Origin of the sequence: Citrobacter sp. Marseille-Q6884 (assembly GCF_945906775.1) — a bacterium.
Lineage (GTDB): Bacteria > Pseudomonadota > Gammaproteobacteria > Enterobacterales > Enterobacteriaceae > Citrobacter.
Map to the genome: position 1 here is coordinate 1,454,019 of NZ_CAMDRE010000002.1, position 25,084 is coordinate 1,479,102.

At 50.7% G+C, this 25,084-nt stretch carries 25 protein-coding genes; 18 read left to right on the top strand and 7 right to left on the bottom strand.

From position 1 onward, the window contains the following. Positions 1 to 85 precede the first annotated feature (85 nt). On the top strand, positions 86 to 1,594 hold the full coding sequence (locus tag N7268_RS22080; RefSeq protein WP_260864710.1) for a YdgA family protein: 1,509 nt from the start codon (positions 86 to 88) through the stop codon (positions 1,592 to 1,594). A 58-nt stretch (positions 1,595 to 1,652) separates the two neighbouring features. Here the strand turns inward: N7268_RS22080 and N7268_RS22085 are convergent, their stop codons facing one another. Continuing rightward, the gene (locus tag N7268_RS22085; protein WP_260864491.1) at positions 1,653 to 2,681 is read right to left on the bottom strand and encodes a Mal regulon transcriptional regulator MalI; all 1,029 of its coding nucleotides are present in this window, start codon (positions 2,679 to 2,681) and stop codon (positions 1,653 to 1,655) included. Between the two features lie 171 nt (positions 2,682 to 2,852). Here N7268_RS22085 and malX point away from each other — a divergent pair, with 171 nt between their 5' ends. The 3 genes from malX (at position 2,853) to N7268_RS22100 (ending at position 5,949) form a co-directional block, all read left to right on the top strand. Further along, complete coding sequence (gene malX, locus N7268_RS22090; RefSeq protein WP_260864492.1) at positions 2,853 to 4,445, top strand: maltose/glucose-specific PTS transporter subunit IIBC; 1,593 nt, start codon at positions 2,853 to 2,855, stop codon at positions 4,443 to 4,445. Between the two features lie 10 nt (positions 4,446 to 4,455). Next, positions 4,456 to 5,628, top strand: coding sequence for a MalY/PatB family protein (locus tag N7268_RS22095; protein WP_260864493.1), 1,173 nt, complete (start codon positions 4,456 to 4,458; stop codon positions 5,626 to 5,628). A gap of 150 nt (positions 5,629 to 5,778) precedes the next feature. Then, positions 5,779 to 5,949 (top strand): YnfU family zinc-binding protein, encoded by a 171-nt coding sequence (locus N7268_RS22100; protein ID WP_260864494.1) that lies wholly within the window; start codon positions 5,779 to 5,781, stop codon positions 5,947 to 5,949. A 194-nt stretch (positions 5,950 to 6,143) separates the two neighbouring features. Here the strand turns inward: N7268_RS22100 and cspA are convergent, their stop codons facing one another. Continuing rightward, positions 6,144 to 6,359 carry an RNA chaperone/antiterminator CspA gene (gene cspA / locus N7268_RS22105; protein WP_260864495.1) on the bottom strand — a complete coding sequence of 72 codons (216 nt, stop codon included), beginning with the start codon at positions 6,357 to 6,359 and terminating at the stop codon, positions 6,144 to 6,146. Positions 6,360 to 6,660: 301 nt separating this feature from the next. Between cspA and cspH the strand changes: the two genes are divergently transcribed. Continuing rightward, positions 6,661 to 6,873 carry a cold shock-like protein CspH gene (cspH, locus tag N7268_RS22110; RefSeq protein WP_198904279.1) on the top strand — a complete coding sequence of 71 codons (213 nt, stop codon included), beginning with the start codon at positions 6,661 to 6,663 and terminating at the stop codon, positions 6,871 to 6,873. Between the two features lie 27 nt (positions 6,874 to 6,900). On the opposite strand, the gene N7268_RS22115 is transcribed toward cspH, so the two are convergent. From N7268_RS22115 to N7268_RS22125, 3 genes are all read right to left on the bottom strand, one after another. Further along, positions 6,901 to 8,514 (bottom strand): mechanosensitive ion channel family protein, encoded by a 1,614-nt coding sequence (locus N7268_RS22115; protein ID WP_260864496.1) that lies wholly within the window; start codon positions 8,512 to 8,514, stop codon positions 6,901 to 6,903. Between the two features lie 111 nt (positions 8,515 to 8,625). Then, positions 8,626 to 9,675, bottom strand: a complete 1,050-nt coding sequence (locus N7268_RS22120; protein ID WP_260864497.1) for a diguanylate cyclase — start codon at positions 9,673 to 9,675, stop codon at positions 8,626 to 8,628. A 40-nt stretch (positions 9,676 to 9,715) separates the two neighbouring features. Continuing rightward, positions 9,716 to 11,689 carry an alkyl/aryl-sulfatase gene (locus N7268_RS22125; RefSeq protein ID WP_260864498.1) on the bottom strand — a complete coding sequence of 658 codons (1,974 nt, stop codon included), beginning with the start codon at positions 11,687 to 11,689 and terminating at the stop codon, positions 9,716 to 9,718. Positions 11,690 to 12,256: 567 nt separating this feature from the next. On the opposite strand from N7268_RS22125, the gene N7268_RS22130 reads away from it, so the two are divergent. Then, the gene (locus N7268_RS22130; protein WP_260864499.1) at positions 12,257 to 12,547 is read left to right on the top strand and encodes a Bor family protein; all 291 of its coding nucleotides are present in this window, start codon (positions 12,257 to 12,259) and stop codon (positions 12,545 to 12,547) included. 463 nt (positions 12,548 to 13,010) lie between these two features. Further along, positions 13,011 to 14,093, top strand: coding sequence for an FUSC family protein (locus N7268_RS22135; RefSeq protein WP_260864500.1), 1,083 nt, complete (start codon positions 13,011 to 13,013; stop codon positions 14,091 to 14,093). A 259-nt stretch (positions 14,094 to 14,352) separates the two neighbouring features. On the opposite strand, the gene N7268_RS22140 is transcribed toward N7268_RS22135, so the two are convergent. Beyond that, positions 14,353 to 14,634 carry a hypothetical protein gene (locus tag N7268_RS22140; protein ID WP_260864501.1) on the bottom strand — a complete coding sequence of 94 codons (282 nt, stop codon included), beginning with the start codon at positions 14,632 to 14,634 and terminating at the stop codon, positions 14,353 to 14,355. Positions 14,635 to 14,949: 315 nt separating this feature from the next. On the opposite strand from N7268_RS22140, the gene add reads away from it, so the two are divergent. Further along, positions 14,950 to 15,951, top strand: a complete 1,002-nt coding sequence (add, locus tag N7268_RS22145) for an adenosine deaminase (protein ID WP_260864502.1) — start codon at positions 14,950 to 14,952, stop codon at positions 15,949 to 15,951. Between the two features lie 46 nt (positions 15,952 to 15,997). Here the strand turns inward: add and N7268_RS22150 are convergent, their stop codons facing one another. After that, entirely contained in the window at positions 15,998 to 17,038 is a 1,041-nt protein-coding gene (locus N7268_RS22150) for an oxidoreductase (protein ID WP_260864503.1), read from the bottom strand. 241 nt (positions 17,039 to 17,279) lie between these two features. Between N7268_RS22150 and blr the strand changes: the two genes are divergently transcribed. The 10 genes from blr to nth all read left to right on the top strand — a co-directional run bounded on the left by blr (position 17,280) and on the right by nth (position 24,808). Further along, on the top strand, positions 17,280 to 17,405 hold the full coding sequence (blr, locus tag N7268_RS22155) for a division septum protein Blr (protein ID WP_198904285.1): 126 nt from the start codon (positions 17,280 to 17,282) through the stop codon (positions 17,403 to 17,405). Positions 17,406 to 17,703: 298 nt separating this feature from the next. Further along, positions 17,704 to 17,919 (top strand): transcription modulator YdgT, encoded by a 216-nt coding sequence (gene ydgT / locus N7268_RS22160; RefSeq protein WP_045442575.1) that lies wholly within the window; start codon positions 17,704 to 17,706, stop codon positions 17,917 to 17,919. Positions 17,920 to 18,010: 91 nt separating this feature from the next. Continuing rightward, positions 18,011 to 18,451 (top strand): DUF2569 domain-containing protein, encoded by a 441-nt coding sequence (locus tag N7268_RS22165; protein WP_260864504.1) that lies wholly within the window; start codon positions 18,011 to 18,013, stop codon positions 18,449 to 18,451. Positions 18,452 to 18,527: 76 nt separating this feature from the next. Further along, on the top strand, positions 18,528 to 19,109 hold the full coding sequence (gene rsxA, locus N7268_RS22170; RefSeq protein WP_005121199.1) for an electron transport complex subunit RsxA: 582 nt from the start codon (positions 18,528 to 18,530) through the stop codon (positions 19,107 to 19,109). Continuing rightward, the gene (gene rsxB, locus N7268_RS22175) at positions 19,109 to 19,687 is read left to right on the top strand and encodes an electron transport complex subunit RsxB (protein ID WP_260864505.1); all 579 of its coding nucleotides are present in this window, start codon (positions 19,109 to 19,111) and stop codon (positions 19,685 to 19,687) included. The genes rsxA and rsxB overlap by 1 nt, the downstream gene beginning before the upstream one ends. Further along, positions 19,680 to 21,794: an electron transport complex subunit RsxC gene (gene rsxC, locus N7268_RS22180; RefSeq protein WP_260864506.1), complete on the top strand. Its 2,115-nt coding sequence runs from the start codon at positions 19,680 to 19,682 to the stop codon at positions 21,792 to 21,794. The genes rsxB and rsxC overlap by 8 nt, the downstream gene beginning before the upstream one ends. Then, a complete protein-coding gene (rsxD, locus tag N7268_RS22185; RefSeq protein WP_260864507.1) occupies positions 21,795 to 22,847 on the top strand; it encodes an electron transport complex subunit RsxD in 1,053 nt (350 codons plus the stop codon). Between the two features lie 9 nt (positions 22,848 to 22,856). Continuing rightward, the gene (gene rsxG / locus N7268_RS22190) at positions 22,857 to 23,477 is read left to right on the top strand and encodes an electron transport complex subunit RsxG (RefSeq protein ID WP_198904290.1); all 621 of its coding nucleotides are present in this window, start codon (positions 22,857 to 22,859) and stop codon (positions 23,475 to 23,477) included. A gap of 3 nt (positions 23,478 to 23,480) precedes the next feature. Then, a complete protein-coding gene (locus N7268_RS22195; RefSeq protein WP_260864508.1) occupies positions 23,481 to 24,176 on the top strand; it encodes an electron transport complex subunit E in 696 nt (231 codons plus the stop codon). After that, the gene (gene nth, locus N7268_RS22200) at positions 24,173 to 24,808 is read left to right on the top strand and encodes an endonuclease III (protein WP_198904292.1); all 636 of its coding nucleotides are present in this window, start codon (positions 24,173 to 24,175) and stop codon (positions 24,806 to 24,808) included. Before N7268_RS22195 ends, nth begins: the two co-directional genes overlap by 4 nt. Positions 24,809 to 25,084 lie beyond the last annotated feature (276 nt).

A 25,084-nucleotide genomic window follows, 5' to 3' on the forward strand; every position in this document is an offset into this window, starting at 1 on the left:
ACTCTTGCTAAGCTAGTAGTGAGTCAACGACATGTCACTCTTCCAGGCGCTTTTAAACGCCTGGATTTATTTTATGGATATTGAAATGAAAAAATCGCTGGTAGCTGCGGGTGTAGTGGTTGCGCTGGGTATCGTCTGGACCGGTGGCGCCTGGTACACGGGCAAGAAACTCGAAACCCATCTCGCCGAGATGGTGACGCAGGCAAATGATCAGATCAAACGCCTTTCTCCTGAGGCAGGTATTGAGCTGGGTTATCAAAACTACCAGCGCGGTGTGTTCTCCAGCCAGTTACAACTGGTGGTGAAACCCATCGCAGGCCAGGAAAATGGCTGGCTGAAGCCAGGGCAAACGCTGATCTTAAATGAGTCTGTGGATCACGGTCCCTTCCCGCTCGCTCAGCTTAAATCATTGAATCTTGTCCCATCAATGGCGTCGGTACAAACCACGCTGGTGAATAACGACGTCACAAAACCGCTGTTTGACATTGCGAAGGGTGAGTCACCTTTCATTATTCATTCCCGTGTTGGTTATGGCGGCGACACCCGTTCAGATATCTCCCTGAAACCGCTGAACTACGAAAAAGGTGATGAAAAAGTCGCCTTTAGCGGCGGCGAATTCCAGCTCACTGCAGATAAAGCCGGCAATGCGGTCTCCCTGACGGGTACTGCGCAAAGCGGCATGGTGAATGCGGTAAACGAGTACAACCAGAAGGTACAAATCACCTTTAACAACCTAAAAACGGATGGCTCCAGCGAAATAGCCAGCTTTGGCGAGCGTATCGGCGATCAGAAGTTGTCACTCGATAAGCTGTCCATTTCTGTCGAAGGCAAAGAGTTGGCCGTTCTGGAAGGCATGGGAATCGACGGTAAATCCGATCTCGCTAACGAAGGAAAAACCGTCAACAGTCAGCTGGATTACACGCTAAATAGCCTGAAGCTGCAGGGGCAAGATCTCGGTAGCGGCAAGCTGACGCTGAAAGTCGGGCAGATCGATGGTGAAGCCTTACATCAGTTCAGCCAGCAATACAGCGCCCAAACCCAAGCGCTGATGGCGCAGGTTGATGTGGTCGAAAACCCTGAGCTTTATCAGCAAAAAGTAACCGAAGCGTTCTTTAGCGCCCTGCCTGTGCTGATGAAAGGCGAACCGGTTATTACGATTGCACCGCTGAGCTGGAAGAATGCCAAAGGTGAGACAACCTTTAATTTGTCACTGTTCCTCAAAGATCCAACTGCAACCAAAGAAGAGCCGCAAACGCTGGCGCAGGAAGTGGATCGTTCAGTGAAATCACTGGACGCGAAGCTGGCGATCCCGATGGATATGGCCGTTGAGTTCATGACGCAGATTGCCAAACTGGAAGGATACCAGCAGGAAGAAGCTGAAGGTCTTGCGAAGCAACAGGTCAAAGGTCTGTCTGCAATGGGGCAAATGTTCCGTGTCACAACGCTGCAGGACAACACTATCGGATCAAGCCTGCAGTATACGAATGGCCAGGTCACGCTCAACGGGCAAAAAATGCCGCTGGATGAGTTTGTCGGCATGTTTGGTATGCCAACCCTGTCTGAACCGGATGCACCAGCCGTTCCGCAGCAGTAATTCTTATCCATATCAGGCCCGATAAGATCGTTTATCGGGCTTTTTGATCGTATGCTGACTACTTCTGCGTCACCAGCCTCGCGGAAAGTGTCAGGTTTCGCAAATGACTCTCGTCTTGTCCAATTCGCTGCAGCACACGTTCTGCTAGCATATACCCCATTTCGCGCGCTGGCGTACTGGCCCAGGTAATCGGCAGATCGTCCAACGCGTTTTCCGCCACATCGGCAAAGGCAGCCAGCGAAACCTGCTGTTCAAAATAACGATCGACACCGCTTTCGCCACTCTGACGCCCTGCTCTCATCAAACCAAACCAGGCACCAACCGCGATGGTCTCGTTGTAACACACGACCGCGCTAATCGTCGGGTTATGGCGTAAAAGTGCCGTAACGGCTTCTGCGGCCTGCTTCTGGCTGGAGGAACATTCCAGCACCCAGTCACTGTGAAAAGGTAAACCAAATTTCAGCAGCGTCGCGCAATAGCCTCCGACACGCTCCGCGCGTGTCAATGAAGAACTTTGCCCCCCCAACCACGCGATCCGCTGATGACCATGACGAATAAGGTGTTCGACCAGAAGCTGCGAGGCCTGCATATTGTCAGGCCTGACGGTATCGACATCATCCAGGTAGCTGGCCCGTGAGGCAAACACGACGGGGATCCCTTTGTCATTCGCCAGTTGCCGTAACGCATCGCTACTGCCCGCAGCCCCGGCGATTATCACGCCATCAACCCCTTGATTGAGCAACATCGCAAAGCGCTGCGCCAGTTGTTCACCGTCTTTACCTCCATGTAATAAAAACACCATCCGTCCCTGCGCTTCTAACGCTTCTGTCAGCCCGGCCGTGAGTTCAGCATAAAAAGGCGTGGAAAGATCGCGAACGATCAAACCAATGACCCCGCTCTGCCCGCCCCGTAGCACTGACGCCTGGCGATTGCGCACAAACCCCAGTTGTTCAATGGCCGCATTGACCCGCTCACCGGTGGCTGATGAGATTCGTCCTTTTCCACTCAGCACCAATGAAACTGTACTGACAGAAACGCCTGCAGCAAGCGCAACATCATGGATGGTTATTTTTTTGGCTATAGCCATAAAAACAGAAAACTCCCTGATAACGTGACGGATAAAACGTTTTATCAATCGCTTATATTTATACGCGCTATTATCGTTCGGTAATGTGATTTGTGCCGCACTAAAATTAGGTAAAACGTTTTATCTTCTCGCCATCATAAGTTCATCAGTCTGTTTACGAGGAGTCGTTTGATGACGGCGAGAACCACACCAAAAATAACGTTATGGGAATTTTTCCAGCAATTGGGCAAAACATTTATGCTGCCCGTCGCGCTTCTTTCATTTTGCGGGATCATGTTAGGGATCGGCAGTTCGCTAAGCAGCCATGATGTCCTGACGCTGCTCCCGGCACTGGGAAACCCGGTGTTACAGGCCATTTTTACCTGGATGAGCAAAGTGGGCTCTTTCGCGTTTAGCTTCCTGCCCGTCATGTTCTGTATCGCGATTCCGCTTGGTCTGGCGCGCGAGAACAAGGGTGTGGCGGCATTTGCCGGATTTGTCGGTTATGCGGTAATGAACCTTGCCGTCAACTTTTGGTTAACGGCAAAGGGTATTTTACCGACCACAGACGCGGCGATCCTCAAAGCCAACAACGTGCAAAACATCCTCGGGATCCAGTCGATCGATACCGGGATCCTCGGTGCGGTGATTGCCGGGATCATTGTCTGGATGCTTCACGAGCGTTTCCACAATATTCGTCTTCCTGATGCGCTGGCATTCTTCGGGGGTACCCGCTTTGTCCCTATTATCTCCTCCGTGGTGATGGGACTGGTTGGGCTGGTGATCCCGCTGATCTGGCCTGTTTTCGCAATGGGTATTACCGGACTGGGCAACATCATCAATAGCGCCGGTGAATTTGGCCCGATGCTGTTTGGTACCGGTGAGCGTCTGCTGTTGCCTTTTGGCCTGCATCACATTCTGGTGGCGTTGATTCGTTTTACCGAAGCGGGCGGTACGCAGGAAGTGTGTGGCCATAGCGTAAGCGGCGCACTGACCATTTTCCAGGCGCAGTTGAGCTGCCCGACTACGCAAGGTTTCTCTGAAAGCGCCACGCGTTTCCTGTCGCAGGGGAAAATGCCCGCGTTTCTTGGTGGTTTACCGGGTGCTGCGTTAGCGATGTACCACTGCGCGCGTCCTGAGAATCGTCATAAAATTAAAGGGTTATTAATTTCCGGTCTGATTGCCTGCGTGATTGGCGGAACCACCGAACCGCTGGAATTCCTGTTCCTGTTCGTTGCGCCGGTACTGTATGTGATCCACGCGTTGCTGACCGGTCTGGGCTTCACCGTGATGGCCATTCTGGGCGTGACTATCGGTAACACTGACGGCAACCTGATTGATTTCGTGGTGTTCGGTATTCTTCATGGTTTGTCCACCAAGTGGTATCTGGTTCCGGTTGTTGCCGCCATCTGGTTCGCGGTGTACTACGTCATTTTCCGCTTCGCGATCACCCGCTTTAATCTGAAAACGCCAGGTCGTGATGTTGAGATTGCCAGCAACATTGAAAAAGTCATGGCGGGAGCGCCGGGAAAATCGGGCTACAACGTGCCCGCGATTCTGGCCGCACTGGGTGGCGCTGAAAACATCGTCAGTCTGGATAACTGCATCACACGTTTGCGTTTGTCAGTGAAGGATATGTCGCTTGTTAACGTTCAGGCGCTGAAGGACAATCGTGCAATTGGTGTCGTACAACTCAATCAGCATAACCTTCAGGTCGTTATTGGTCCGCAGGTCCAGTCCGTTAAAGACGAAATCGCGGTTCTGATGAATACCGTACAGGCTTAAGGACAACGATATGTTTGATTTTTCAACGGTGGTGGACAGGCATGGCACATGGTGCACCCAGTGGGATTACGTTGCCGATCGTTTCGGTACGGCCGACCTGCTGCCGTTCACCATCTCTGATATGGATTTTTCCACCGCACCCTGCATTCTGGAGGCGCTGACACAGCGCCTGTCACACGGCGTGTTGGGCTACAGCCGCTGGAAGAATGATGAGTTTCTAGCGGCGATTAGCCACTGGTTTCTTACCCGTCACGCCACCAGAATTGATCCGCAGTCTCTGGTTTATGGCCCTTCCGTCATCTATATGGTGTCGGAGCTGATCCGCCAGTGGTCGTCTGTCGGCGATGCCGTGGTTATCCATACGCCCGCTTACGACGCGTTTTATAAAGCGATCGAGGGTAACCAGCGTACGGTGCTGCCTGTTGAACTGGAGAAACGTACCGACGGCTGGTATTGCGACATGGCAAAACTGGAGGCCGTACTCTCACGGCCTGAGAGCAAAATTCTTCTGCTCTGCAGCCCACAAAACCCGACGGGCAAAGTCTGGACGCGTAACGAACTGGAAGCCATGGCACAGCTGTGCCATCGTCACGGCGTAAAAGTTATTTCCGATGAAATTCATATGGATATGGTATGGGGAGAACAACCGCATATCCCCTGGAGTCACGTCGCACAGGGGAGCTGGGCACTGCTTACTTCAGGCTCCAAGAGTTTTAATATTCCGGCATTAACCGGGGCTTATGGAATCATTGAAGATGCGGCCAGCCGCAACGACTATCTCAATGCCTTAAAAGGGCGTGACGGATTGTCTTCGCCTGCAGTGTTGGCGCTGACGGCGCACATTGCCGCTTATCAGGATGGCGCAGGCTGGCTTGATGCTTTGCGGGATTATCTTGCCAGCAATCTGCATTATGTCGCCAGTACCCTCAATGCTGCATTCCCTGAGCTCAACTGGCAGGTACCACAATCCACATATCTCGCATGGATTGATCTGCGCCCGCTCAATATTGATGACCAGGCATTGCAGGATGCATTGATCCACCAGGAAAAAGTCGCCATCATGCCAGGGTATACTTACGGGGAGGAAGGCCGTGGGTTTGTCCGTCTGAATGCCGGATGTCCACGTTCAAAACTTGAAAAAGGCGTACAGGGATTGATTAACGCGATCCGCTCCGTTCGTTGATGTGTTCGCGCAATGCATCGAGCATTGCGCAACATTCTCATTTTTTGCCAGGTGCGCGACTAATTTGTCTCAACAAGGTTCTGAGAGTAAAAGAGGTTATTTGCTTACTGATAGTGTATAGTGCCCTTCCACTCAAATCAGGAAGTGCCTATGTCAGAACGTAAAAATAGTAAATCCCGCCGTAATTTTCTTGTCAAATGTCTTTGTCCAAATTGCACCGCATCATCAGAACACAGCCACTCTCGGGTACAAAAAGGTGCAATGTTAATTTGCCCTCATTGTAATAAGTTATTCCAGTCCGACGCTAAACTCGTTGCGTAATTTATTATTACGATAACTGCTGCTCAAAAATATAATGATGAAAAGCGGTTATCTATTCTATTTGTCAGCCAAATAGCAAAAAACCCGCTATTCGCGGGTTTATACTTAAGCATTTAACATTCCAGTGCTTGTGCCTGTTTGTCTACTCAGGTCTATGCCGTCATCGTTGTCGCAAAAGGCAAAAGCGGAAATGATTACTCTGCTACTACGACATTCGCCGCAGCCGGGCCTTTGGCGCCATTCTCAACAGAGAACTCAACCTTCTGCCCTTCCAGCAAGGTACGGTAGCTGTTTGACTGAATAGCAGAGAAGTGTACGAAGACATCTTTAGTACCATCCGCCGGGGAGATAAAACCAAACCCTTTATCAGCGTTAAACCATTTTACTAAACCAGTCATTTTATTAGACATATTAAATATTCCTTAACTTGAGCCTTTCGGCGAACAGGGGCTTTATTACAGAAACTACGTAGTGCTTAGTGGAGAGACTCAAGGAAGGAATTACTGAAAATACCTGGTGATGAGAACTGCTTTAGTAAACTACTTTGTATGCTGTCTGTCTTTCAAACCGACGCCGCTATTAACTCACAACGTTCCCAGTCACGCAACAATTATTTTAGCCGTCTGGCTGTCCTTATCGCTAAAAAATAAAACTGGTGTTATTTCTGCTCACAGGTATAGTGCAGCTCGTTATATGTATTAAGGAATTTATTTGTCTCGTAAAATGACAGGAATTGTCAAAACCTTTGACTGCAAGAGTGGCAAAGGTCTTATTATCCCATCAGATGGTCGTAAAGATGTACAGGTTCACATTTCAGCATTAAGCCTCCATGAATCAGAAGTTCTCACTCCAGGCCTGCGCGTAGAGTTTTGCCGGATCAATGGATTGAGAGGCCCCACCGCAGCCAACGTCTATCTTTCGTAACGCAGCCCAGAAGCCTCCATTTCGGCACTATTTGCCCTCATCAGGCGGCGTTGCCGGAGCAGGATACCAGTGCTCTTTTGCCACCATCACCGCGCCTTCCGGCTGCATAACAAAGTTTGGCGACATGATCTGCACGTTAAATTCATTGAAAACATCCTGAATGTGACTGTACAACGCATTACGCGCGCCAGCCAACGATTCGCCCGGACGCAACCGCACCTGCAGTTCATAAGAAATATACCAGTCCATCAGAGCCAGCTGACGAACGAGTGGCGGCTGAGAGGTATCGATGCCCTCTGAGCGCATGGCCGCCAGTTCCAGCATCGCCTGAACCTGTCGCCAGGGGGTATCGTACCCAATGGTCACCCCCACCGTCAGATTGACGCCACCATCTGTGCTTTGCGAACTAAGATTGGTTATTTTCCCACTGACCACAACGGCGTTAGGAAGCGTCACGATGTAATTTTCGCGGGTAATGATTTTCGTGGCGAGCATCCCTATCTCGCTAACCAGCCCCTCGTTATCGGCCACCCGGATAACATCCCCCTTGCGTAGCGCACGGGAGTAGATCAGCACCAGCCCGCTCATGGCATGGTTCATGACTCCCGCAGAACCCAGCGTAAGCATCAGGCCAAAAAAGACGCTAATGCCTTTAAACGCCAGGGAATTCGCCCCCGGTAAAAAGGGATAAGCGGCGGAGAGCGCAAACAACCACACCACGACGGAAATGAGTTTGCGAGTCGCGCCTACCGTATCGGGATGTATCCCCGGTAGCGACAAGCGCCCTGCTTCAATCTGATTGAGTACCACTTTCAGAAGCTTCAGAATAAACGCGGTGATGAGGAAGATAACCAGTACAATCATCAACCCTGGCAATGCAGAGAAGATAGAAAGTGCAATTTCGCGCAGGACACGTATCGCCCATTCGCCCAACGATTCTCCCCAAATACGCGTCCAGGGAAACAGACTGAATACCCAGCTTAGCCACGCATACAGCGCCACGATCCCGACGACAATCATCAGCAAAGCGTATAAACGGCTTTCAAATATCCCGATAAAATCCCGCCAGCGCGGCGGCACCCAGCTTCGTTTCTCCCGGATACGCCGCTGGTAAAAGTGCGTCACCCATTGCCATGACCGATATGCGCCGTACCAAAAAAACGCCAACACCAGCATACCGACGGCCGTTTTCACCACCGAAAGCACTAGCCAGCCGCTGTCATACTGATCCCGCAGCGCCGCTCGCTGAGCCTCCATACGCGCCAATACGCGCTGAGCCGCCTGATCAAGAGTGAGATCATCACCTTCGTCCAAATCGTTTTCAGCCAGCAGCATTACCGGTTTGTCGTTCATTACGATGAGTCTTCCCGGTTGGTTATAGCGTGTAACCGGAATAATTTTTAAGGGCTGCTGTACATCAGCCTGCGTAAAGTTACGCAGCGTATTGCGAATGCGTAATACCCGTTCTTCTGGCGTGGTGAGACCAAATTTTGCCTGAAGCATCACGACAGGATGATGGAAGATATAAACCGTGCGGGCACGTTCCTGCTCGGTGGGCTCCTGACGAGGTTCGGCAGCAAGCGTGGTAAAAGCCGATAAACAGATACAACACGTCAATAACGCGAGCACTATCCTGTTCATACTCACCATCCAGGGACGCGGGAATTAGGGTGATTTGTGAGAAAGCCGTCTACGGGCTAATTTTTTGAGCATAGACCAGGGGATTCATTTTGTAAGAATTGGCGTCGCAATTCAGTGAGACCACCGGTTGCGGCCTGCTTCTTTCGCGCGGTACAGCGCCGCGTCCGCCACAGCGATCAGCGCACTGACCGTCTGTCCCTCTGTCAGGCTGGCGATGCCCATACTAACCGTGACGTTGTCACTTACCATTGATGCGGCATGCGGTACAGCCTCGGCCTGCAATTGCGCCTGTATCCGTGTTGCAACCAGTTCTGCACGCTTTTCCGTCGCCCCGAAAAGGACAATCAGAAACTCCTCTCCACCATAGCGCGAAACCAGATCATCGGGATTGCGCACACATTGTTTCAGTACTTTTGCTACGGTCATCAGGCACTCATCGCCCGCCTGATGACCGTAATAATCGTTGTAACGTTTGAAGTGATCCACATCCAGCATAATGACCGCAAGTGCTTTACTCTGACTTACGGCGTTGTCCAGAATGCTCTCCATCGCCCGGCGGTTTGCCGTTTCAGTTAACGGATCCTGGTGCGCCAGTGCATCAAGACGCGCAATGAGCAGTTGGTTTTGCCGGATACGTTGCCAGGCCTCATCAAACCAGCGTTGCAGAATAATGCGGCCATAGAGAAGAATCAGCGTAAAGATCAGCCATGACGCGAAAAAATGCACACTGATACTGCGGTTGAGTATCAGGCTGGCCACCGGCATCATCCCCCATAATGGCAGGGCGTAACTGAGCAGCGCAGGCGGATGAAAATAGAGCGCTGCCATCGCGGTGAGTAACAGAATAGCGCATAGCGGCCAGGCGAAAGGTAACTTAAAAACCGTGACAAATGCCAAAACAGATCCCGCCCAGATCGCCCCCGTAAGCAAAAGTGGCAGGCTGATTCCGCCTGAACGTCGCCAGACAAGATACCCGGAAAGGGAAAGCAGCAAAATAATGCTGATCATTGCGCCGTCCAGCAGGTAGGCGTCAATGTCAGCGAGTTGATACTGACCATCAATGTGGTCAAAGAGATCATTGCGCAGCAATACCATCAGCGCAAAACTGATATTCACCAGCGCAAACCAGGGCAAGCTGATCGCCAGGCCGCGCGCTATCATGTCCCTGCGGGAGAAAGGCTCCCCCCGCAGGGATGAAGGTTTACGGCGTGACAATGTTGAACCAGAACTCAAATTTATCCATGTAGCCAAGCATCGCATCCAGCTTGGTACCATCGCCCGTTATTTTGACGTCACCTTTATCCTGTGCCTGTTTCAGCGTCACCTCTTTCAGGATAATTTTGTTCAGCGTATCGCGATTCAGGGTGATGGTCGCGTCGGCGTTTTGTGCCTCTGCATTCGCGGTGTGGTTAAGGACGCCGTTTTCCAGCTCCAGTTTGTATTTACCCCCATCGCTGCCCAAATCAATGTTAAATACCGATTTCGCATCCCCTGCTTTCTGGCCATTAATATGCACAGCCAGATAGTCAAAGAACATTTCAGGCGTCATTGCCCGCACAGTATCCGGGCTGGCGGTATTCGGGGTTGGCCCTTTGACCACGCCGTTACGCAGCTCCTGCGCTCCGGTCAGATAGAAGTTACGCCATGGGCCAGATTCAGCCTGGTAGCCCAGTTGTTCCAGCGCGTCGGCTTCAAGATTACGTGCCGCCTGGTTATTCGGATCGGCGAACACCACTTTGCTGACCACCTGCGCAACCCAACGGTAATTCCCCTGGTCAAAATCGGTTTTCGCTTTCTGCAGGATGGCATCCGCGCCACCCATGTACTCAACAAACTTCTTCGCCGCCTCTTCCGGTGGCAGTTCGTCCAGCGTTGCCGGGTTACCATCAAACCAGCCGAGATACAGCACGTAGGTCGCCTTAACGTCGTGGCTTACTGAGCCATAGTAACCGCGGTTGGCCCAGGTATGCGCCAGCGAGTCCGGCAGTTTAAAGTTGGCGGCAATTTCATCACGGGTCAGGCCTTCGTTTGCCATTCGCAGGGTCTGGTCGTTGATATAACGATACAAATCGCGCTGGCTCTTCAGCAGTTTGACCACATTGTCATTACCCCAGGTCGGCCAGTGGTGCTGCGCCATCAGGATTTCTGCTTTATCCCCCCAGCGGACAATGGCCTCGTTGATGTATTTTGACCACGGTAGCGGTTCACGAATTTTGGCGCCACGCAAAGAGTAGGTGTTATGCAGGGTGTGTGTGACATCTTCTGCGGATTCAATGAGTTTCTTCTCTTCGATAAACCACAGCATTTCAGAAGGCGCTTCAGAGCCCGGCGCCAGCATAAAGTCATAGGTCAGGCCGTCGATCACCTCTTTTTGACCGTCTTTCTCAATGATATTCGTCGGGGCAATGAGCGTTACGGTACCCGCCGATGTGGTTGTCCCCAGACCGGCACCGACCTGTCCTTTGGCATCCGGTTTCAGCAGGTTGCCATACATATAGCTGGCACGACGGCTCATCACATTGCCAGCCATAATGTTTTCTGCCACTGCAGCTTCCATAAACCCGGACGGTGCATACACCTTCACCTTGCCCGCTTTCACGTCCGCTTCATCTACCACGCCGCGCACACCGCCATAATGGTCAACATGGCTGTGGGTATAAATCACCGCGACGACCGGTTTGGTACCGCGATTTTTGAAATAGAGATCCATCCCGACTTTTGCCGTTTCCGCAGAAACCAGCGGGTCAACCACGGTTACACCTTCCTTGCCCTCGATGATGGTCATATTCGACAAATCGAGGTTACGGATCTGATAAACCCCGTCGGTCACCTCAAACAGGCCGCTAATGTTGATCAACTGAGACTGACGCCACAGGCTTGGATTGACCGTATCCGGGGCTTTGTCGCCTTCTTTAATGAACGCGTATTGCTGCGGGTTCCAGATAACGTTGCCCTGCTCGCCTTTGATCACATCCTGTGGCAGTGGCGCAATAAAGCCTTTATGCGCATCGGTAAAATCCGTGTTATCAGAGAATGGAAGCTGGTTATAAAGTGCATTATTGGCTTGTTGGGTAGCCGCGGCTGCATCTTTCGGCGCTTCTGCCGCCAGGACTGATCCAGAGGAAACGAGCAGACCAGCAAGTGCGAGACTTCTGGCTATCAAATTGAATTTCATCCTAAAACCTCTCAGTGAAATACGACGTCGTTATGAAAACTTCGTGGCCTGGCTGAAAAATGTTTCAAGGAGTGCAAAGGAAAGTGCGTGTTAATGAATAAATATAATTCGATACACTCATTCAGCAAGTGAATGAGTGAAAAACAACTTATTGAATTAAAAGGCAGGATAGACTACGCCACACAGTACCGGCAGATGACTATTCGCATAATGTTGCTGTTTGCCCCTTATGACTCGATAAAGATGAGCCATATAAAAACCATTACTGGCGTTTTTGCGGTGCTTTATGTCGTCTCCTGGAGGTTGTCTTGTACACATTGATACAATCGACAAAAGCATTCACAATCGCATCAATATATTAATATCTACATTCCCGAAATCCTGACGAATTGTATGCGTCATTTTTATGGCTAATAAAAAAAGCTAAGCATGTCGTGACGTCATGACTTAAATAAACAATCACTAAACAACTTCACAAATTCTGCTTACTGAATAACTGGTCGGATATGCCCTGAACACAATAAAGACGATTATCTATTTCCTATCCCTCACCATGAAATGATAAAAATGAAAAAGTTAATAGCGGCAATAGCTGTAGCGACAGCATTATCTGGCTGTGCACAGCAAACATTTGAAATAAATCGTGGTATTGCAGAAAAACCGACGCAAGAAACCAAGCAGTCATTCTTTGTTAACGGCATTGGCCAGGCGAAAACCATCAATGCAGCGCAAGTGTGTGGTGGTGCTGACAAAGTAATTCGTACCGAAGTACAAGAGTCGGGCATGAATGTTTTCTTTCGCATCATTACTCTTGGTATCTACACACCACGAGAAGCCAGAGTTTATTGCGCTAAATGATCATTATCAGCAGGTATTCCGCGAATACCTGCTGTACTTCCACCCACTAACATACCTTGATTTATCAACATATTATCATTACCACTCTCAGTATTTAATCCATAATAACATCAACAGACTCCCCTCCCGTTCGCATCTGAAACATTATGTAATAATTAAGCATTTTAGCATCGCTATTTTTTATTTGATGTTGACATTTATATCTGTCATTACTAAAAGTCCCGTTACTGAGGAGGTTTCCAATGCAAAAATATTTCCATTATCACTCGCAATACTGGGTATTCCTTGCCGTTGCACTTGTTATTTACACACTCGTATTCCGTTAATACATGTCATTAACTTACCGCCTACACCATAATAAAACAGATAAAACTATCCGCTGTATATATGCTCTGGCCAACACCAGAGCGAATAACAATGATGCTCCCTGGTTATTTGAACTCCGCTTATAAACTCATTTGAAATGACAAAATCATTCTTTTCAGTGCAACGTGACAGACCTATTACCCCATTAGAGTTAAAGATTTATCGCAACTATCGTGTCGTTCATGGGATACGCATTGCAGTAGCCTTTGTGTTAACTTTTTTACTTATCAGAATGATGAACTTACCCGATCATTCCTGGCCGCTTATTACACTTATCGTGGTCATGGGGCCAATAAGTTATCTGGGTAACGTAATTCCGCGAGCGTTTGAGCGCATGGCCGGTACCGTAACGGGGGCGCTACTCGGGATCATTGCATTACACATTGAAGTTTACTCCCTGCCCCTCATGTTATTGTGGTGTGGTTGTGCGGCTTTCTTTTGTGGCTATCTGGCGATGAGTAAACGTCCCTATGCTGCATTACTGGTAGGGATTACGCTGGCGGTCGTGAGCAGTGCGCCAGCCGGCGATATGCAGACGGCATTATGGCGGAGTACCAATATTATTTTTGGTTGTATTCTGGCAATGCTGTTTACCAGCATCTACCCGCAAAGGGCTTTCATAAACTGGCGTATTCAACTTGCTGACTTTCTCGCTGATTATTTAAAAATCAATTCTGCGGGGGTATCAAGGAACGTACTTAATCCACCTAAGATGACCAGCCTCCAGACGCGTGCGTTGAATAAAGTCGTCAAAATGCGCAGTCTGATCACACCGGTCAATAAGGAAACAAAGATCCCAGTAAAAGTGCTTGAAGAAATTCAGTCAATTACACGTGATATGGTTGCCGCGCAAAAGTTTCAAATCAACGCTCACTGGGCCTCACGTGGAAGCCGTTTTCTGATACTGAATTCACATGCACTTTCCGAGATGCAACAAATGACGCAGAAGACACTTCAGGCGTTGTCTCTTGCTCTGCATGAAGGCAACCCATCGCCTATCGCCTCTAACAGTGAGCGTCTGACTGAAATTGCGAATGAACTTCATGGTCTATTACTGTCCTGCGAAAGCGATGATGTGATGGAAAGTGCCGTTCATGGCTATGTCTGGTTGAGTCTTCAGCTTACTGTTCAGCTTGAAGCATTATCTTCGTTAATCACCAGAGCGCTGACAGAGAAATAAAAGACGACTGAATTAATTATGCTCGTACGTTAAAAAGCCCACTGACGTGGGCTTTTTAACGTTGATGTAGGGTAGGCATAGCAGATTATTCCATTAATGTTTAGATCTATTCTGGTCACGATCCCTGAAAAAATGCAATTTCACAAAAAATGGGCAATCAGATAGGCATATTCCACGATACCGATCAAAACCACGACGCTAATAAGTATTCTACTTGTACGAATTGTTGCAGCACTGTTCATAATGACATCTCTGTAAGTTAACGAATTCGGGTAAATTGAAAGGAGTACACAGACTTATCTTTATCCGACCAGTTCACCTGTGAACTGTCTCCCACATCCATTTCGGCATAAATAGCCTTTGTACGTAAGTGTTCCAGTCTTTTTCCCAATAACTGTGTAAATCCAGCCAGACTGGAATAACGTTTTGTTTCGCCATCCGGGAAAGTGACGGTGACAGAGTAAGCCCGCTGGCACATTGCAATACGAATTGCAGGATCGAATGGCGCATAGGTTCTGAATGCGCTGGTCGTTAATGGCATACATCATTCTCTTGCCGTTGACTGAGATTCGAACATAGCAATACTCGCGGAGAGAATTTTTGACAGATATCAACTTACAATCTATTTGTCATACAAATAACCAAACCCAAATTATTCCCCCCTGCAAATGGAAGTCAGATAGTCAGTTCTGAAGTACAAAGCCCTCACCGGTCAGGCTTTTCTCAAAAGAAATTGAAACAAACGCCCACAATATGCCTCGATTACAACGTGATAGCGCGCTTTTATCAAAGTTAATAGATGATTATGATTCTGTTGTATAATGATGCGCACTTTAACTAAAAAATGAGTGCGACCATGATTGATACTTCCCTTCCTTTAACCGACGTCCATCGCCACCTTGACGGCAATATCCGTGCGCAAACGATTCTCGATCTTGGTCGGCAGTTCAATTTGACACTTCCGGCACAGACGCTTGAAATGCTGATCCCCCATGTGCAGATCACGTCTACAGAGCCCGATTTAGTCAGTTTTTTGTCAAAACTTGACTGGGGTGTCAAAGTGCTCGCCTCTCTGGATGCCTGTCGTCGCGTGGCCTTTGAGAACATCGAAGATGCTGCTCGTAACGGACTGCACTATGTTGAACTGCGCTTTTCACCAGGTTACATGGCGATGACGCATCAGCTTCCTGTTGCAGGGGTGGTTGAAGCGGTGATTGCCGGTGTACGTGAAGGCTGTAAGACGTTCGGCGTTGAAGCCCGCTTAATTGGCATTATGAGCCGTACCTTCGGTGAAGCAGCCTGTTTGCAGGAGCTGGATGCTCTGTTGGCGCATCGTGATCATATTACCGCGCTGGATCTGGCCGGTGATGAGCTGGGCTTCCCGGGGAGTCTGTTCCTGTCTCACTTCAATCGTGCACGCGACGCAGGCTGGCACATTACGGTACATGCTGGCGAAGCGGCCGGCCCGGAAAGCATCTGGCAGGCCATCAGAGAACTGGGTGCAGAACGTATTGGTCACGGTGTGAAAGCCGTAGAAGATCCTGCGCTGATGGATTTTCTCGCCGAACAGCGTATCGGGATCGAATCCTGCCTGACGTCAAATATTCAGACCAGCACCGTGGCCTCACTGGCAACCCATCCGCTGAAAACGTTCCTTGAACAGGGTGTTCTGGCCAGTCTCAATACGGACGATCCGGCAGTTCAGGGTGTGGACATTATTCATGAATACACTGTTGCAGCACCGGCTGCAGGATTGACGCGCGAGCAGATCCGTCAGGCGCAAATCAATGGCCTGGAAATGGCGTTTCTGAGTCATGAAGAAAAACGTGCGCTGCGTGAGAAAGTAGCTGCAGCATAACGACGTGAGTAAGATGCGGCAGCCGGGGCTGCCGCCGTTAGTGTTCTCAGGCCAGGCACAGCGTAGAGCGGTGTTTGGCTGATTCAATTCCCAGTTCAATCAGTTCCATGATTTGAATAGCCTGTCTGGCCGGAACCGGGTTTTCTCCATTACCGTTCAGCGCATCACGGATGCCTGCATAGTAAGCCGGATAATTCCCTGGAACGGTTAACCAGGTTTCTTCCACGCGCTCTTCACCTTCGACCCGCGTTAATACGCCATCACGCATGTCATAGCCCCAGTCTTCTTGTGGCAGGCGCTCGCCATTTTTGAGGCGCTCTTCCTGCGGATCAAGACCGTATTTCACATAGCTGCCGCGCGATCCGTGAACGATATAACGGGCAGACTCGGCGGCGGCCAGCATGGTGCCGTGTAACACCACCCGACGCTGCGGATACGTCAAAATGGCATGGAAGTAATCCGTCGATTGCGCGCCTGGGCGAAGCTGAGCCAAATCCACGGTCAGGCTGACCGGCAAACCAAACAGGTTAATCGCCTGATCCAGAAGGTGCGGCGCCAAATCATACCAGATACCACTCCCTGGGCCGCCCTGTTCACGCCAGCGGTCGCGGACCTGAGGACGAAAACGGTCAAAGTGAGATTCAAAATAGGCCACTTCACCCAATACACCGTCTGCCAGCAGAGCTTTCAGTGTCAGAAAATCACTGTCCCAGCGACGATTATGAAAAACAGAAAGCACACGCCCCAGGCTACGCGCCAGCGCATCCAGTTCGCGAGCTTGTGACAGTGTCACGGTAAAAGGTTTATCCACAACCACATGTTTTCCCGCTTCCAGAGCGGCTTTCGCCAACGGGAAGTGCGTATCATTGGGTGTCGGAATCACGATCAAATCGATATTCGGATCGTTAAAAAGATGCTTGGGCTCAGTAACAACGGTTACCGAAGGCCAATCCGCCTTCACTTTTGTTTCATCACTACTGGACACCGCAGCCAGTTCAAGACCCGGTGTACCGACAATCAGGGGGGCATGGAAGGTTTTGCTGGCATAACCATAGCCAATTAGCCCAACGCGGATGTTGTCACTCATGTTATCGCCTCTCATCTCTGGACCGACCTATTTCACACCATACATCACACCGTCACAATAGTTTAATAACCCTTGTGCGATGAAGGTTGTTACTTAACTTAAGTCAAACATATGCTACTTAGCGTTAACTTGCTGCGAATTAGTCGCAGAAATCGTTCCCATTGCTCTTGCCGTCGTATTTATTGATGAGTAACATTTACTTCCTGTGTTTATGGATAAATCAAAGCAAATGTCGTCAGTAATGAATCGTCTTATTGAATTAACAGGTTGGATTGTTCTCACGGTCTCTGTCATTCTCCTGGGTGTTGCCAGTCATATTGATAACTACCAGCCGCCGGAACCTGCGGCTTCGGTGCAGAAGAAATAACGTCCCGCACGCCCAGCATAGCCCGGCAGCGATAACCTTAGACATTGCCGGGCTGGCAGCAAAAGATGCAATTCTGTCAAAAAGAGCGAATTATGCGGCATCCCACGCTGGCGCATATTGCCTGCGATTGCGAAGCGCGTTACCCTTTCCGCAGGTGCTGAGCGCACCTGGTTTTCTACCTATACGAAAATTCTTTTTTTACATTTGCGCACAAATTCGCGTTTACCTGTGCAGCGTTGTTTATTTTTTAATATTCACTACTCCGTTGGTATTATTTTATTAATATGGATATCCATTTATGACCGTTCAGGATTACTTATTAAAATTCCGCAAAATCAGCTCACTCGAAAGTTTGGAAAAGCTGTTCGATCATCTTAACTACACGCTGACTGACGATCGCGACATTATCAATATGTATCGCGCAGCGGATCACCGCCGTGCTGAGCTGATTTCTGGCGGGCGCTTGTTCGATGTGGGCCAGGTGCCAAAATCAGTCTGGCATTACGTGCAATAAACAAGAAAGTAGCGCTCATCGCTAAAAGCTTTATAATCATTGCCCCAAAATGAACGGCACGTCTGTTCATATGTGTAAACCTGGAGAAGAGATGACTACAACACCGGCACAACGTATCGGAGGCTGGCTACTTGGGCCACTGGCCTGGCTGTTAGTCGCGTTGTTGAGCGCATCGCTGGCGTTATTACTTTATCTCACTGCACTGGCCACACCGCAGACGTTTAAAACGCTGGGTGAGCAAAGCACGGCGAATCTGTTCTTATGGGGTATTTCCTTTATTACTGCCATTGCCATGTGGTACTACACGCTGTGGTTGACCATCGCGTTTTTCAAACGCAGGCAGTGCGTACCGAAGCACTATATTATCTGGCTCCTGATTTCCGTGCTGCTGGCGATTAAAGCCTTTGCCTTCTCGCCTGTCCCGGATGCGTTTGCCGTGCGTCAGTTGTTGTTCCCATTATTGGCTGCCGCGCTGTTAGTGCCCTATTTCAAGCGCTCGCAACGCGTGAAGACGACGTTTGTGAACCCGTAATAACCCTACAGTTAACCTGTTGTCGCCTGTTGTAGATTGACAGATAATAGGCGGCTTTTTTATTTCAGGCCGAAAAATGACTGATTACCTGCTGCTGTTTGTCGGAACTGTACTGGTCAATAACTTTGTACTGGTCAAGTTTCTGGGCCTTTGCCCCTTTATGGGTGTTTCCAAAAAACTGGAAACCGCAATGGGTATGGGCCTTGCCACGACCTTTGTAATGACGCTGGCCTCTATTTGCGCATGGCTGATTGACACCTGGATCCTCATCCCGCTCGATCTCATCTATTTGCGTACGCTGGCCTTTATTTTAGTCATCGCCGTGGTCGTGCAATTTACCGAAATGGTGGTACGCAAGACCAGTCCTGCATTGTATCGCCTGCTGGGGATCTTCTTACCGCTGATCACCACTAACTGTGCAGTGCTGGGCGTAGCCTTGCTGAATATCAACCTCGGCCATAACTTTTTACAGTCGGCGTTATACGGTTTTTCCGCTGCCGTCGGCTTCTCGCTGGTGATGGTCTTGTTCGCCGCCATTCGCGAGCGCCTTGCCGTGGCGGATGTTCCGGCCCCGTTTCGCGGTAATGCGATTGCGCTGATTACCGCTGGTTTAATGTCTCTGGCCTTTATGGGCTTTAGTGGTTTGGTGAAGTTGTAATGAATGCTATCTGGATTGCCGTTGCCGCAGTAAGTCTGCTGGGTCTGGCGTTCGGCGCTATCCTGGGTTATGCCTCTCGCCGTTTTGCCGTTGAGGACGATCCGGTGGTGGAGAAAATTGATGAAATTCTCCCGCAAAGCCAGTGTGGACAATGCGGTTATCCTGGCTGTCGCCCTTATGCTGAGGCGATAGGTTGTCAGGGCGAAAAAATTAACCGTTGCGCGCCCGGTGGTGAAGCCGTGATGTTGAAAATCGCCACCCTGCTTAACGTTGACCCGCAGCCGATTGATGGCGATGAGCAAGACGTGACGCCGGTGCGTATGCTGGCGGTCATTGACGAAAACAATTGTATCGGCTGCACCAAGTGTATTCAGGCCTGCCCGGTCGATGCCATCGTCGGTGCGACGCGTGCGATGCACACGGTAATGAGCGATCTCTGCACGGGATGCAACCTGTGTGTGGATCCGTGTCCGACGCAATGTATTGAACTACGTCCAGTCGCCGAAACACCTGATAGCTGGAAGTGGGATTTGAACACTATCCCCGTGCGCATCATTCCCGTGGAACAACATGTTTAATCTATTCTCTGCATTCAGAAAAAACAAAATCTGGGACTTCGATGGCGGCATTCACCCACCGGAGATGAAGACCCAGTCAAATGGTACGCCATTGCGACAGGTGCCACTGGCGCCGCGTTTTATCATCCCCTTGAAGCAGCATATTGGCGCTGAAGGTGAACTGTGCGTCAACGTCGGCGATCACGTTCTGCGTGGTCAGGCGCTTACCCACGGGCGAGGCCGGATGCTGCCGGTCCATGCCCCTACCTCAGGTACGGTGGTCGCCATTGCACCGCACTCCACGGCGCACCCTTCCGCATTAGCCGAACTGAGCGTCATTATTGATGCCGATGGCGAAGATCGCTGGATTGAACGCGACGGATGGGCAGATTATCGTTCCCGCAGCCGTGAAGAGTTGATTTCACGGATTCACCAATACGGCGTCGCTGGATTGGGTGGCGCAGGTTTTCCCACCGGCGTGAAATTGCAAGGCGGCGGAGATAAAATTGAAACGCTGATCATTAACGCTGCAGAGTGTGAACCCTACATCACCGCGGATGATCGCCTGATGCAGGATTGCGCGGCGCAGGTGGTGGAAGGTATTCGGATACTCGCGCATATTCTGCAACCTCGCGAGATACTGCTCGGCATTGAAGATAACAAACCGCAGGCCATTTCCATGCTGCGTGCGGTACTGGCTAACTCGCACGATATCAGTTTGCGTGTGATCCCGACAAAATACCCGTCAGGCGGGGCCAAGCAACTGACGCAAATTTTGACCGGAAAGCAAGTTCCCCACGGTGGACGCTCCTCAGATATCGGTGTACTGATGCAAAACGTCGGTACCGCCTATGCGATCAAACGTGCAGTCATTGACGGGGAGCCGATCACCGAACGTGTCGTCACGTTGACAGGCGAAGCCGTCAGCCGTCCCGGCAACGTCTGGGCGCGATTAGGTACCCCGGTGCGTCATTTGCTCAATGATGCGGGCTTTTGCCCTTCTGCTGAACAGATGGTTATTATGGGCGGCCCGTTGATGGGCTTCACCCTTCCCTGGCTTGATGTTCCCGTGGTGAAGATCACCAACTGTCTGCTTGCTCCGTCGGCCAGCGAAATGGGTGCGCCGCAGGAAGAAAAAGGCTGTATCCGCTGCAGTGCCTGCGCTGATGCCTGCCCCGCTGATCTTTTGCCTCAACAGCTTTACTGGTTCAGTAAAGGGCAACAGCACGACAAAGCAACAACCCACAATATCGCTGATTGCATTGAATGCGGTGCGTGTGCCTGGGTCTGTCCAAGCAATATTCCCCTGGTGCAATATTTCCGTCAGGAAAAAGCGGAAATCTATGCAATCAGTCAGGAAGAAAAACGCGCAGCGGAAGCAAAAGCGCGGTTTGAGGCCAGACAAGCTCGCCTGGAGCGTGAAAAAGCCGCGCGTCTTGAACGTCATAAAAGTGCTGCGGTACAGCCTGCGGCGAAAGATCATGATGCGATTGCCGCCGCCCTTGCCCGCGTAAAAGCCAAACAGACACAGGCGATGCAGCCGGTGGTTATTCAGGCAGGCGAAAAACCGGACAACAGCGCTGTTATTGCGGCCCGCGAGGCGCGTAAAGCGCAGGCGCGCGCTAAACAAGCTGAAAATTCGCAGACTGAACCGAACAGCGCTGAGGCAGATCCACGCAAAGCCGCCGTTGAAGCAGCAATTGCCCGTGCCAAAGCGCGCAAGCTTGAACAACAAACCCCTGCTGAAACAGCCGAACCGGTTGACCCGCGTAAAGCGGCCGTTGAAGCAGCGATTGCCCGCGCCAAAGCGCGCAAGCTTGAACAACAAACCCCCGCTGAAACAGCCGAACCGGTTGACCCGCGTAAAGCGGCCGTTGAAGCAGCGATAGCCCGTGCCAAAGCGCGCAAGCTTGAACAACAAACTCCCGCTGAAACAGTCGAGCCGGTTGACCCGCGCAAAGCGGCCGTTGAAGCAGCGATAGCCCGAGCCAAAGCACGTAAGCTTGAGCAGCAAGCCAACGCTGAAACGACCGAGCAGGTCGATCCCCGCAAAGCAGTCGTCGCGGCCGCTATTGCACGTGCGCAGGCCAAAAAAGCCGCTCAGCAGCAGGTTGTAAACGAGGACTAAATGGTATTCAGAATAGCAAGCTCCCCCTATACCCATAACCAGCGCCAGACATCGCGAATCATGCTGCTGGTGTTAATTGCGGCATTGCCGGGGATCGCCGCACAGCTGTGGTTCTTTGGCTGGGGAACGTTGTTCCAGATAATCCTGGCCTCCGTCAGCGCTATCATCGCTGAAGCCGGTGTGCTTAAGCTGCGTAAACAACCCGTTGTCGCTATCTTAAAAGATAACTCCGCCTTGCTTACAGGGCTGCTGCTGGCTGTCAGTATCCCCCCGCTTGCACCGTGGTGGATGGTCGTACTCGGTACCGTTTTCGCGGTGATCATTGCCAAGCAACTGTATGGTGGTCTGGGACAGAACCCGTTTAACCCTGCGATGATTGGCTATGTCATTCTGCTTATCTCATTCCCGGTTCAGATGACCAGTTGGCTTCCGCCGCATGAAATTGCGGCCACGGTGCCAGGGTTCTTTGATGCGCTGAACGTTATCTTTACCGGCCATACCGCTGTCGGCAGTGATATGAACGCGTTAAGAATGGGGATCGATGGTATCAGTCAGGCGACACCGCTCGATACGTTCAAGACCTCGCTGCACGCAGGGCGCACCGTTGAACAAGTGATGCAGTACCCGATATACAGCGGGATGTTCGCAGGCGCGGGTTGGCAGTGGGTGAACCTTGCCTGGCTGCTCGGCGGCGTCGTGTTATTGTGGCAAAAAGCCATTCGTTGGCATATTCCGGTCAGCTTTCTGCTATCACTCGCTTTCTGTGCGACATTGGGCTGGCTTTTCTCTCCAGAATCGTTGGCTTCGCCACAGTTGCATCTCCTCTCTGGTGCAACCATGCTTGGCGCATTCTTTATTCTTACCGACCCCGTTACGGCATCAACCACGAATCGCGGGCGTCTGATTTTTGGTGCACTTGCAGGTTTATTAGTGTGGCTGATTCGCAGTTTTGGTGGGTATCCAGATGGTGTGGCCTTTGCGGTATTACTGGCAAATATCACCGTTCCGCTGATTGATTACTACACCCGCCCGCGCGTGTACGGACATCGCTAAGGACACATCATGCTGAAAACGATTCGTAAACACGGTATCACTCTGGCACTGTTTGCCGCGGGATCTACGGGGTTAACCGCGGCAATCAATCAGTTGACCAAGTCCACTATTGATGAGCAGGCTACGCTTCAGCAACAAGCGTTGTTTGATCAAGTTCTGCCTGTTGGCAGCTACAATAACAACCTGCGCAACAGTTGCTATCTGGTCAACGCCCCGGCCCTGGGCAAAGGTACACACCGTGTTTATATTGCCCGTCAGGACGATCGTCCTGTTGCGGCCATTCTGGAAGCTACCGCACCTGATGGTTATTCCGGCGCGATTCAACTGCTGGTCGGTGTGAATTTTAGCGGGACCGTACTGGGTTCACGGGTCACAGAGCATCATGAAACGCCTGGACTGGGTGACAAAATTGAGTTGCGTCTTTCCGACTGGATAACCCATTTTAGTGGCAAAACCATTAGCGCAGAAAATGATCCCCACTGGGCGGTGAAAAAAGACGGTGGCGACTTCGACCAGTTCACGGGGGCGACCATCACGCCCCGCGCGGTGGTGAATGCGGTGAAACGCGCCGGTCTGTTTGCGCAAACGCTGCCTGCGCAGCTTCCTCAACTTACCGCCTGTGGAGAATAAACCATGAGCGAAATTAAAGACGTTATTGTCCAGGGATTATGGAAAAACAACTCCGCCCTGGTACAGTTACTCGGTATGTGCCCGCTGCTGGCGGTAACCTCGACCGCCACCAATGCACTGGGTCTGGGATTAGCAACAACACTTGTACTGACGCTGACTAACCTGACCATCTCAGCCTTGCGTCGCTGGACGCCGTCTGAAATCCGTATTCCGATATATGTCATGATCATCGCCTCGGTAGTCAGTGCCGTACAGATGCTGATCAACGCGTATGCCTTTGGCTTGTATCAGTCCCTGGGGATCTTCATCCCGCTGATTGTCACCAACTGTATTGTTGTCGGTCGCGCTGAAGCCTTTGCCGCCAAAAAAGGCCCGGCACTCTCTGCGCTGGATGGTTTTTCCATCGGCATGGGTGCGACAGGTGCCATGTTCGTTCTGGGTTCATTGCGTGAGATTATTGGTAACGGGACATTGTTTGATGGCGCAGACGGCCTGCTGGGTAACTGGGCTAAAGTGCTGCGCGTCGAAATTTTCCATACTGATACGCCTTTCCTGTTGGCTATGCTGCCGCCGGGTGCGTTTATTGGTTTGGGGCTGATGCTGGCCGTTAAGTATCTTATTGATGAGAGAATGAAAAAACGTCGTGCCGAAGCTGTCGTGGCCGACAGCCCGGCAGGTGAAACAGGGAATGTGTCATGAACAAAGCAAAACGGCTGGAAATACTCACGCGTCTGCGTGAGAACAATCCACATCCTACAACCGAGCTCCATTTTACGTCGCCGTTTGAACTGCTGATTTCCGTGTTGCTTTCAGCACAGGCGACTGACGTTAGCGTCAATAAGGCAACGGCGAAGCTGTATCCGGTTGCCAATACCCCTGCCGCCATGCTGGAGCTTGGCGTTGAAGGGGTTAAGTCCTATATCAAGACTATTGGCCTGTTTAACAGCAAAGCGGAAAACGTGATTAAAACCTGTCGTATCCTGCTGGAACAGCACAATGGAGAAGTACCGGAGGACAGAGCCGCGTTAGAAGCCCTACCGGGCGTCGGGCGCAAGACGGCGAATGTCGTGCTCAACACCGCTTTTGGCTGGCCCACCATTGCCGTTGATACCCATATCTTTCGGGTGTGTAACCGAACACAATTCGCCCCGGGTAAAAACGTCGAGCAGGTCGAAGAGAAGCTGCTGAAAGTCGTTCCGAGTGAATTTAAAGTCGATTGCCATCACTGGCTGATTCTTCATGGCCGCTACACCTGCATTGCCAGAAAACCACGCTGTGGCTCCTGTATCATCGAAGATCTCTGTGAATTCAAAGAGAAAGTCGATATCTGATGCTGATGGGGCACACCAGGCTGCCCCAACCTTTCATAACGCTTAGTTATGCACTTCTGAAGCGTTGATTTTCCGACAATGATGCCAGGCTAATGGGCATATCTAATGTAATATTCTTGTGAATTAACACCTGAGCAGGTTAATCGTTTTTTTGATAGTAGAAATTTCTATCTATACGTGATCAAGATCACCTCGATAACTTAATGTTAAAAATTTTTTATTTTGTCGTTAAAATGACAATGAGATGACCTGACCCCGCCGTTTCAATACAAAAGA

Coding starts and splice junctions, on each gene's coding strand:
- N7268_RS22080 (WP_260864710.1), top strand. CDS start 86: ATGAAAAAATCGCTGGTAGCTGCGGGTGTAGTGGTTGCGCTGGGTATC.
- N7268_RS22085 (WP_260864491.1), bottom strand. CDS start 2,681: ATGGCTATAGCCAAAAAAATAACCATCCATGATGTTGCGCTTGCTGCA.
- malX (WP_260864492.1), top strand. CDS start 2,853: ATGACGGCGAGAACCACACCAAAAATAACGTTATGGGAATTTTTCCAG.
- N7268_RS22095 (WP_260864493.1), top strand. CDS start 4,456: ATGTTTGATTTTTCAACGGTGGTGGACAGGCATGGCACATGGTGCACC.
- N7268_RS22100 (WP_260864494.1), top strand. CDS start 5,779: ATGTCAGAACGTAAAAATAGTAAATCCCGCCGTAATTTTCTTGTCAAA.
- cspA (WP_260864495.1), bottom strand. CDS start 6,359: ATGTCTAATAAAATGACTGGTTTAGTAAAATGGTTTAACGCTGATAAA.
- N7268_RS22115 (WP_260864496.1), bottom strand. CDS start 8,514: ATGAACAGGATAGTGCTCGCGTTATTGACGTGTTGTATCTGTTTATCG.
- N7268_RS22120 (WP_260864497.1), bottom strand. CDS start 9,675: ATGATAGCGCGCGGCCTGGCGATCAGCTTGCCCTGGTTTGCGCTGGTG.
- N7268_RS22125 (WP_260864498.1), bottom strand. CDS start 11,689: ATGAAATTCAATTTGATAGCCAGAAGTCTCGCACTTGCTGGTCTGCTC.
- N7268_RS22130 (WP_260864499.1), top strand. CDS start 12,257: ATGAAAAAGTTAATAGCGGCAATAGCTGTAGCGACAGCATTATCTGGC.
- N7268_RS22135 (WP_260864500.1), top strand. CDS start 13,011: ATGACAAAATCATTCTTTTCAGTGCAACGTGACAGACCTATTACCCCA.
- N7268_RS22140 (WP_260864501.1), bottom strand. CDS start 14,634: ATGCCATTAACGACCAGCGCATTCAGAACCTATGCGCCATTCGATCCT.
- add (WP_260864502.1), top strand. CDS start 14,950: ATGATTGATACTTCCCTTCCTTTAACCGACGTCCATCGCCACCTTGAC.
- N7268_RS22150 (WP_260864503.1), bottom strand. CDS start 17,038: ATGAGTGACAACATCCGCGTTGGGCTAATTGGCTATGGTTATGCCAGC.
- blr (WP_198904285.1), top strand. CDS start 17,280: ATGAATCGTCTTATTGAATTAACAGGTTGGATTGTTCTCACGGTCTCT.
- ydgT (WP_045442575.1), top strand. CDS start 17,704: ATGACCGTTCAGGATTACTTATTAAAATTCCGCAAAATCAGCTCACTC.
- N7268_RS22165 (WP_260864504.1), top strand. CDS start 18,011: ATGACTACAACACCGGCACAACGTATCGGAGGCTGGCTACTTGGGCCA.
- rsxA (WP_005121199.1), top strand. CDS start 18,528: ATGACTGATTACCTGCTGCTGTTTGTCGGAACTGTACTGGTCAATAAC.
- rsxB (WP_260864505.1), top strand. CDS start 19,109: ATGAATGCTATCTGGATTGCCGTTGCCGCAGTAAGTCTGCTGGGTCTG.
- rsxC (WP_260864506.1), top strand. CDS start 19,680: ATGTTTAATCTATTCTCTGCATTCAGAAAAAACAAAATCTGGGACTTC.
- rsxD (WP_260864507.1), top strand. CDS start 21,795: ATGGTATTCAGAATAGCAAGCTCCCCCTATACCCATAACCAGCGCCAG.
- rsxG (WP_198904290.1), top strand. CDS start 22,857: ATGCTGAAAACGATTCGTAAACACGGTATCACTCTGGCACTGTTTGCC.
- N7268_RS22195 (WP_260864508.1), top strand. CDS start 23,481: ATGAGCGAAATTAAAGACGTTATTGTCCAGGGATTATGGAAAAACAAC.
- nth (WP_198904292.1), top strand. CDS start 24,173: ATGAACAAAGCAAAACGGCTGGAAATACTCACGCGTCTGCGTGAGAAC.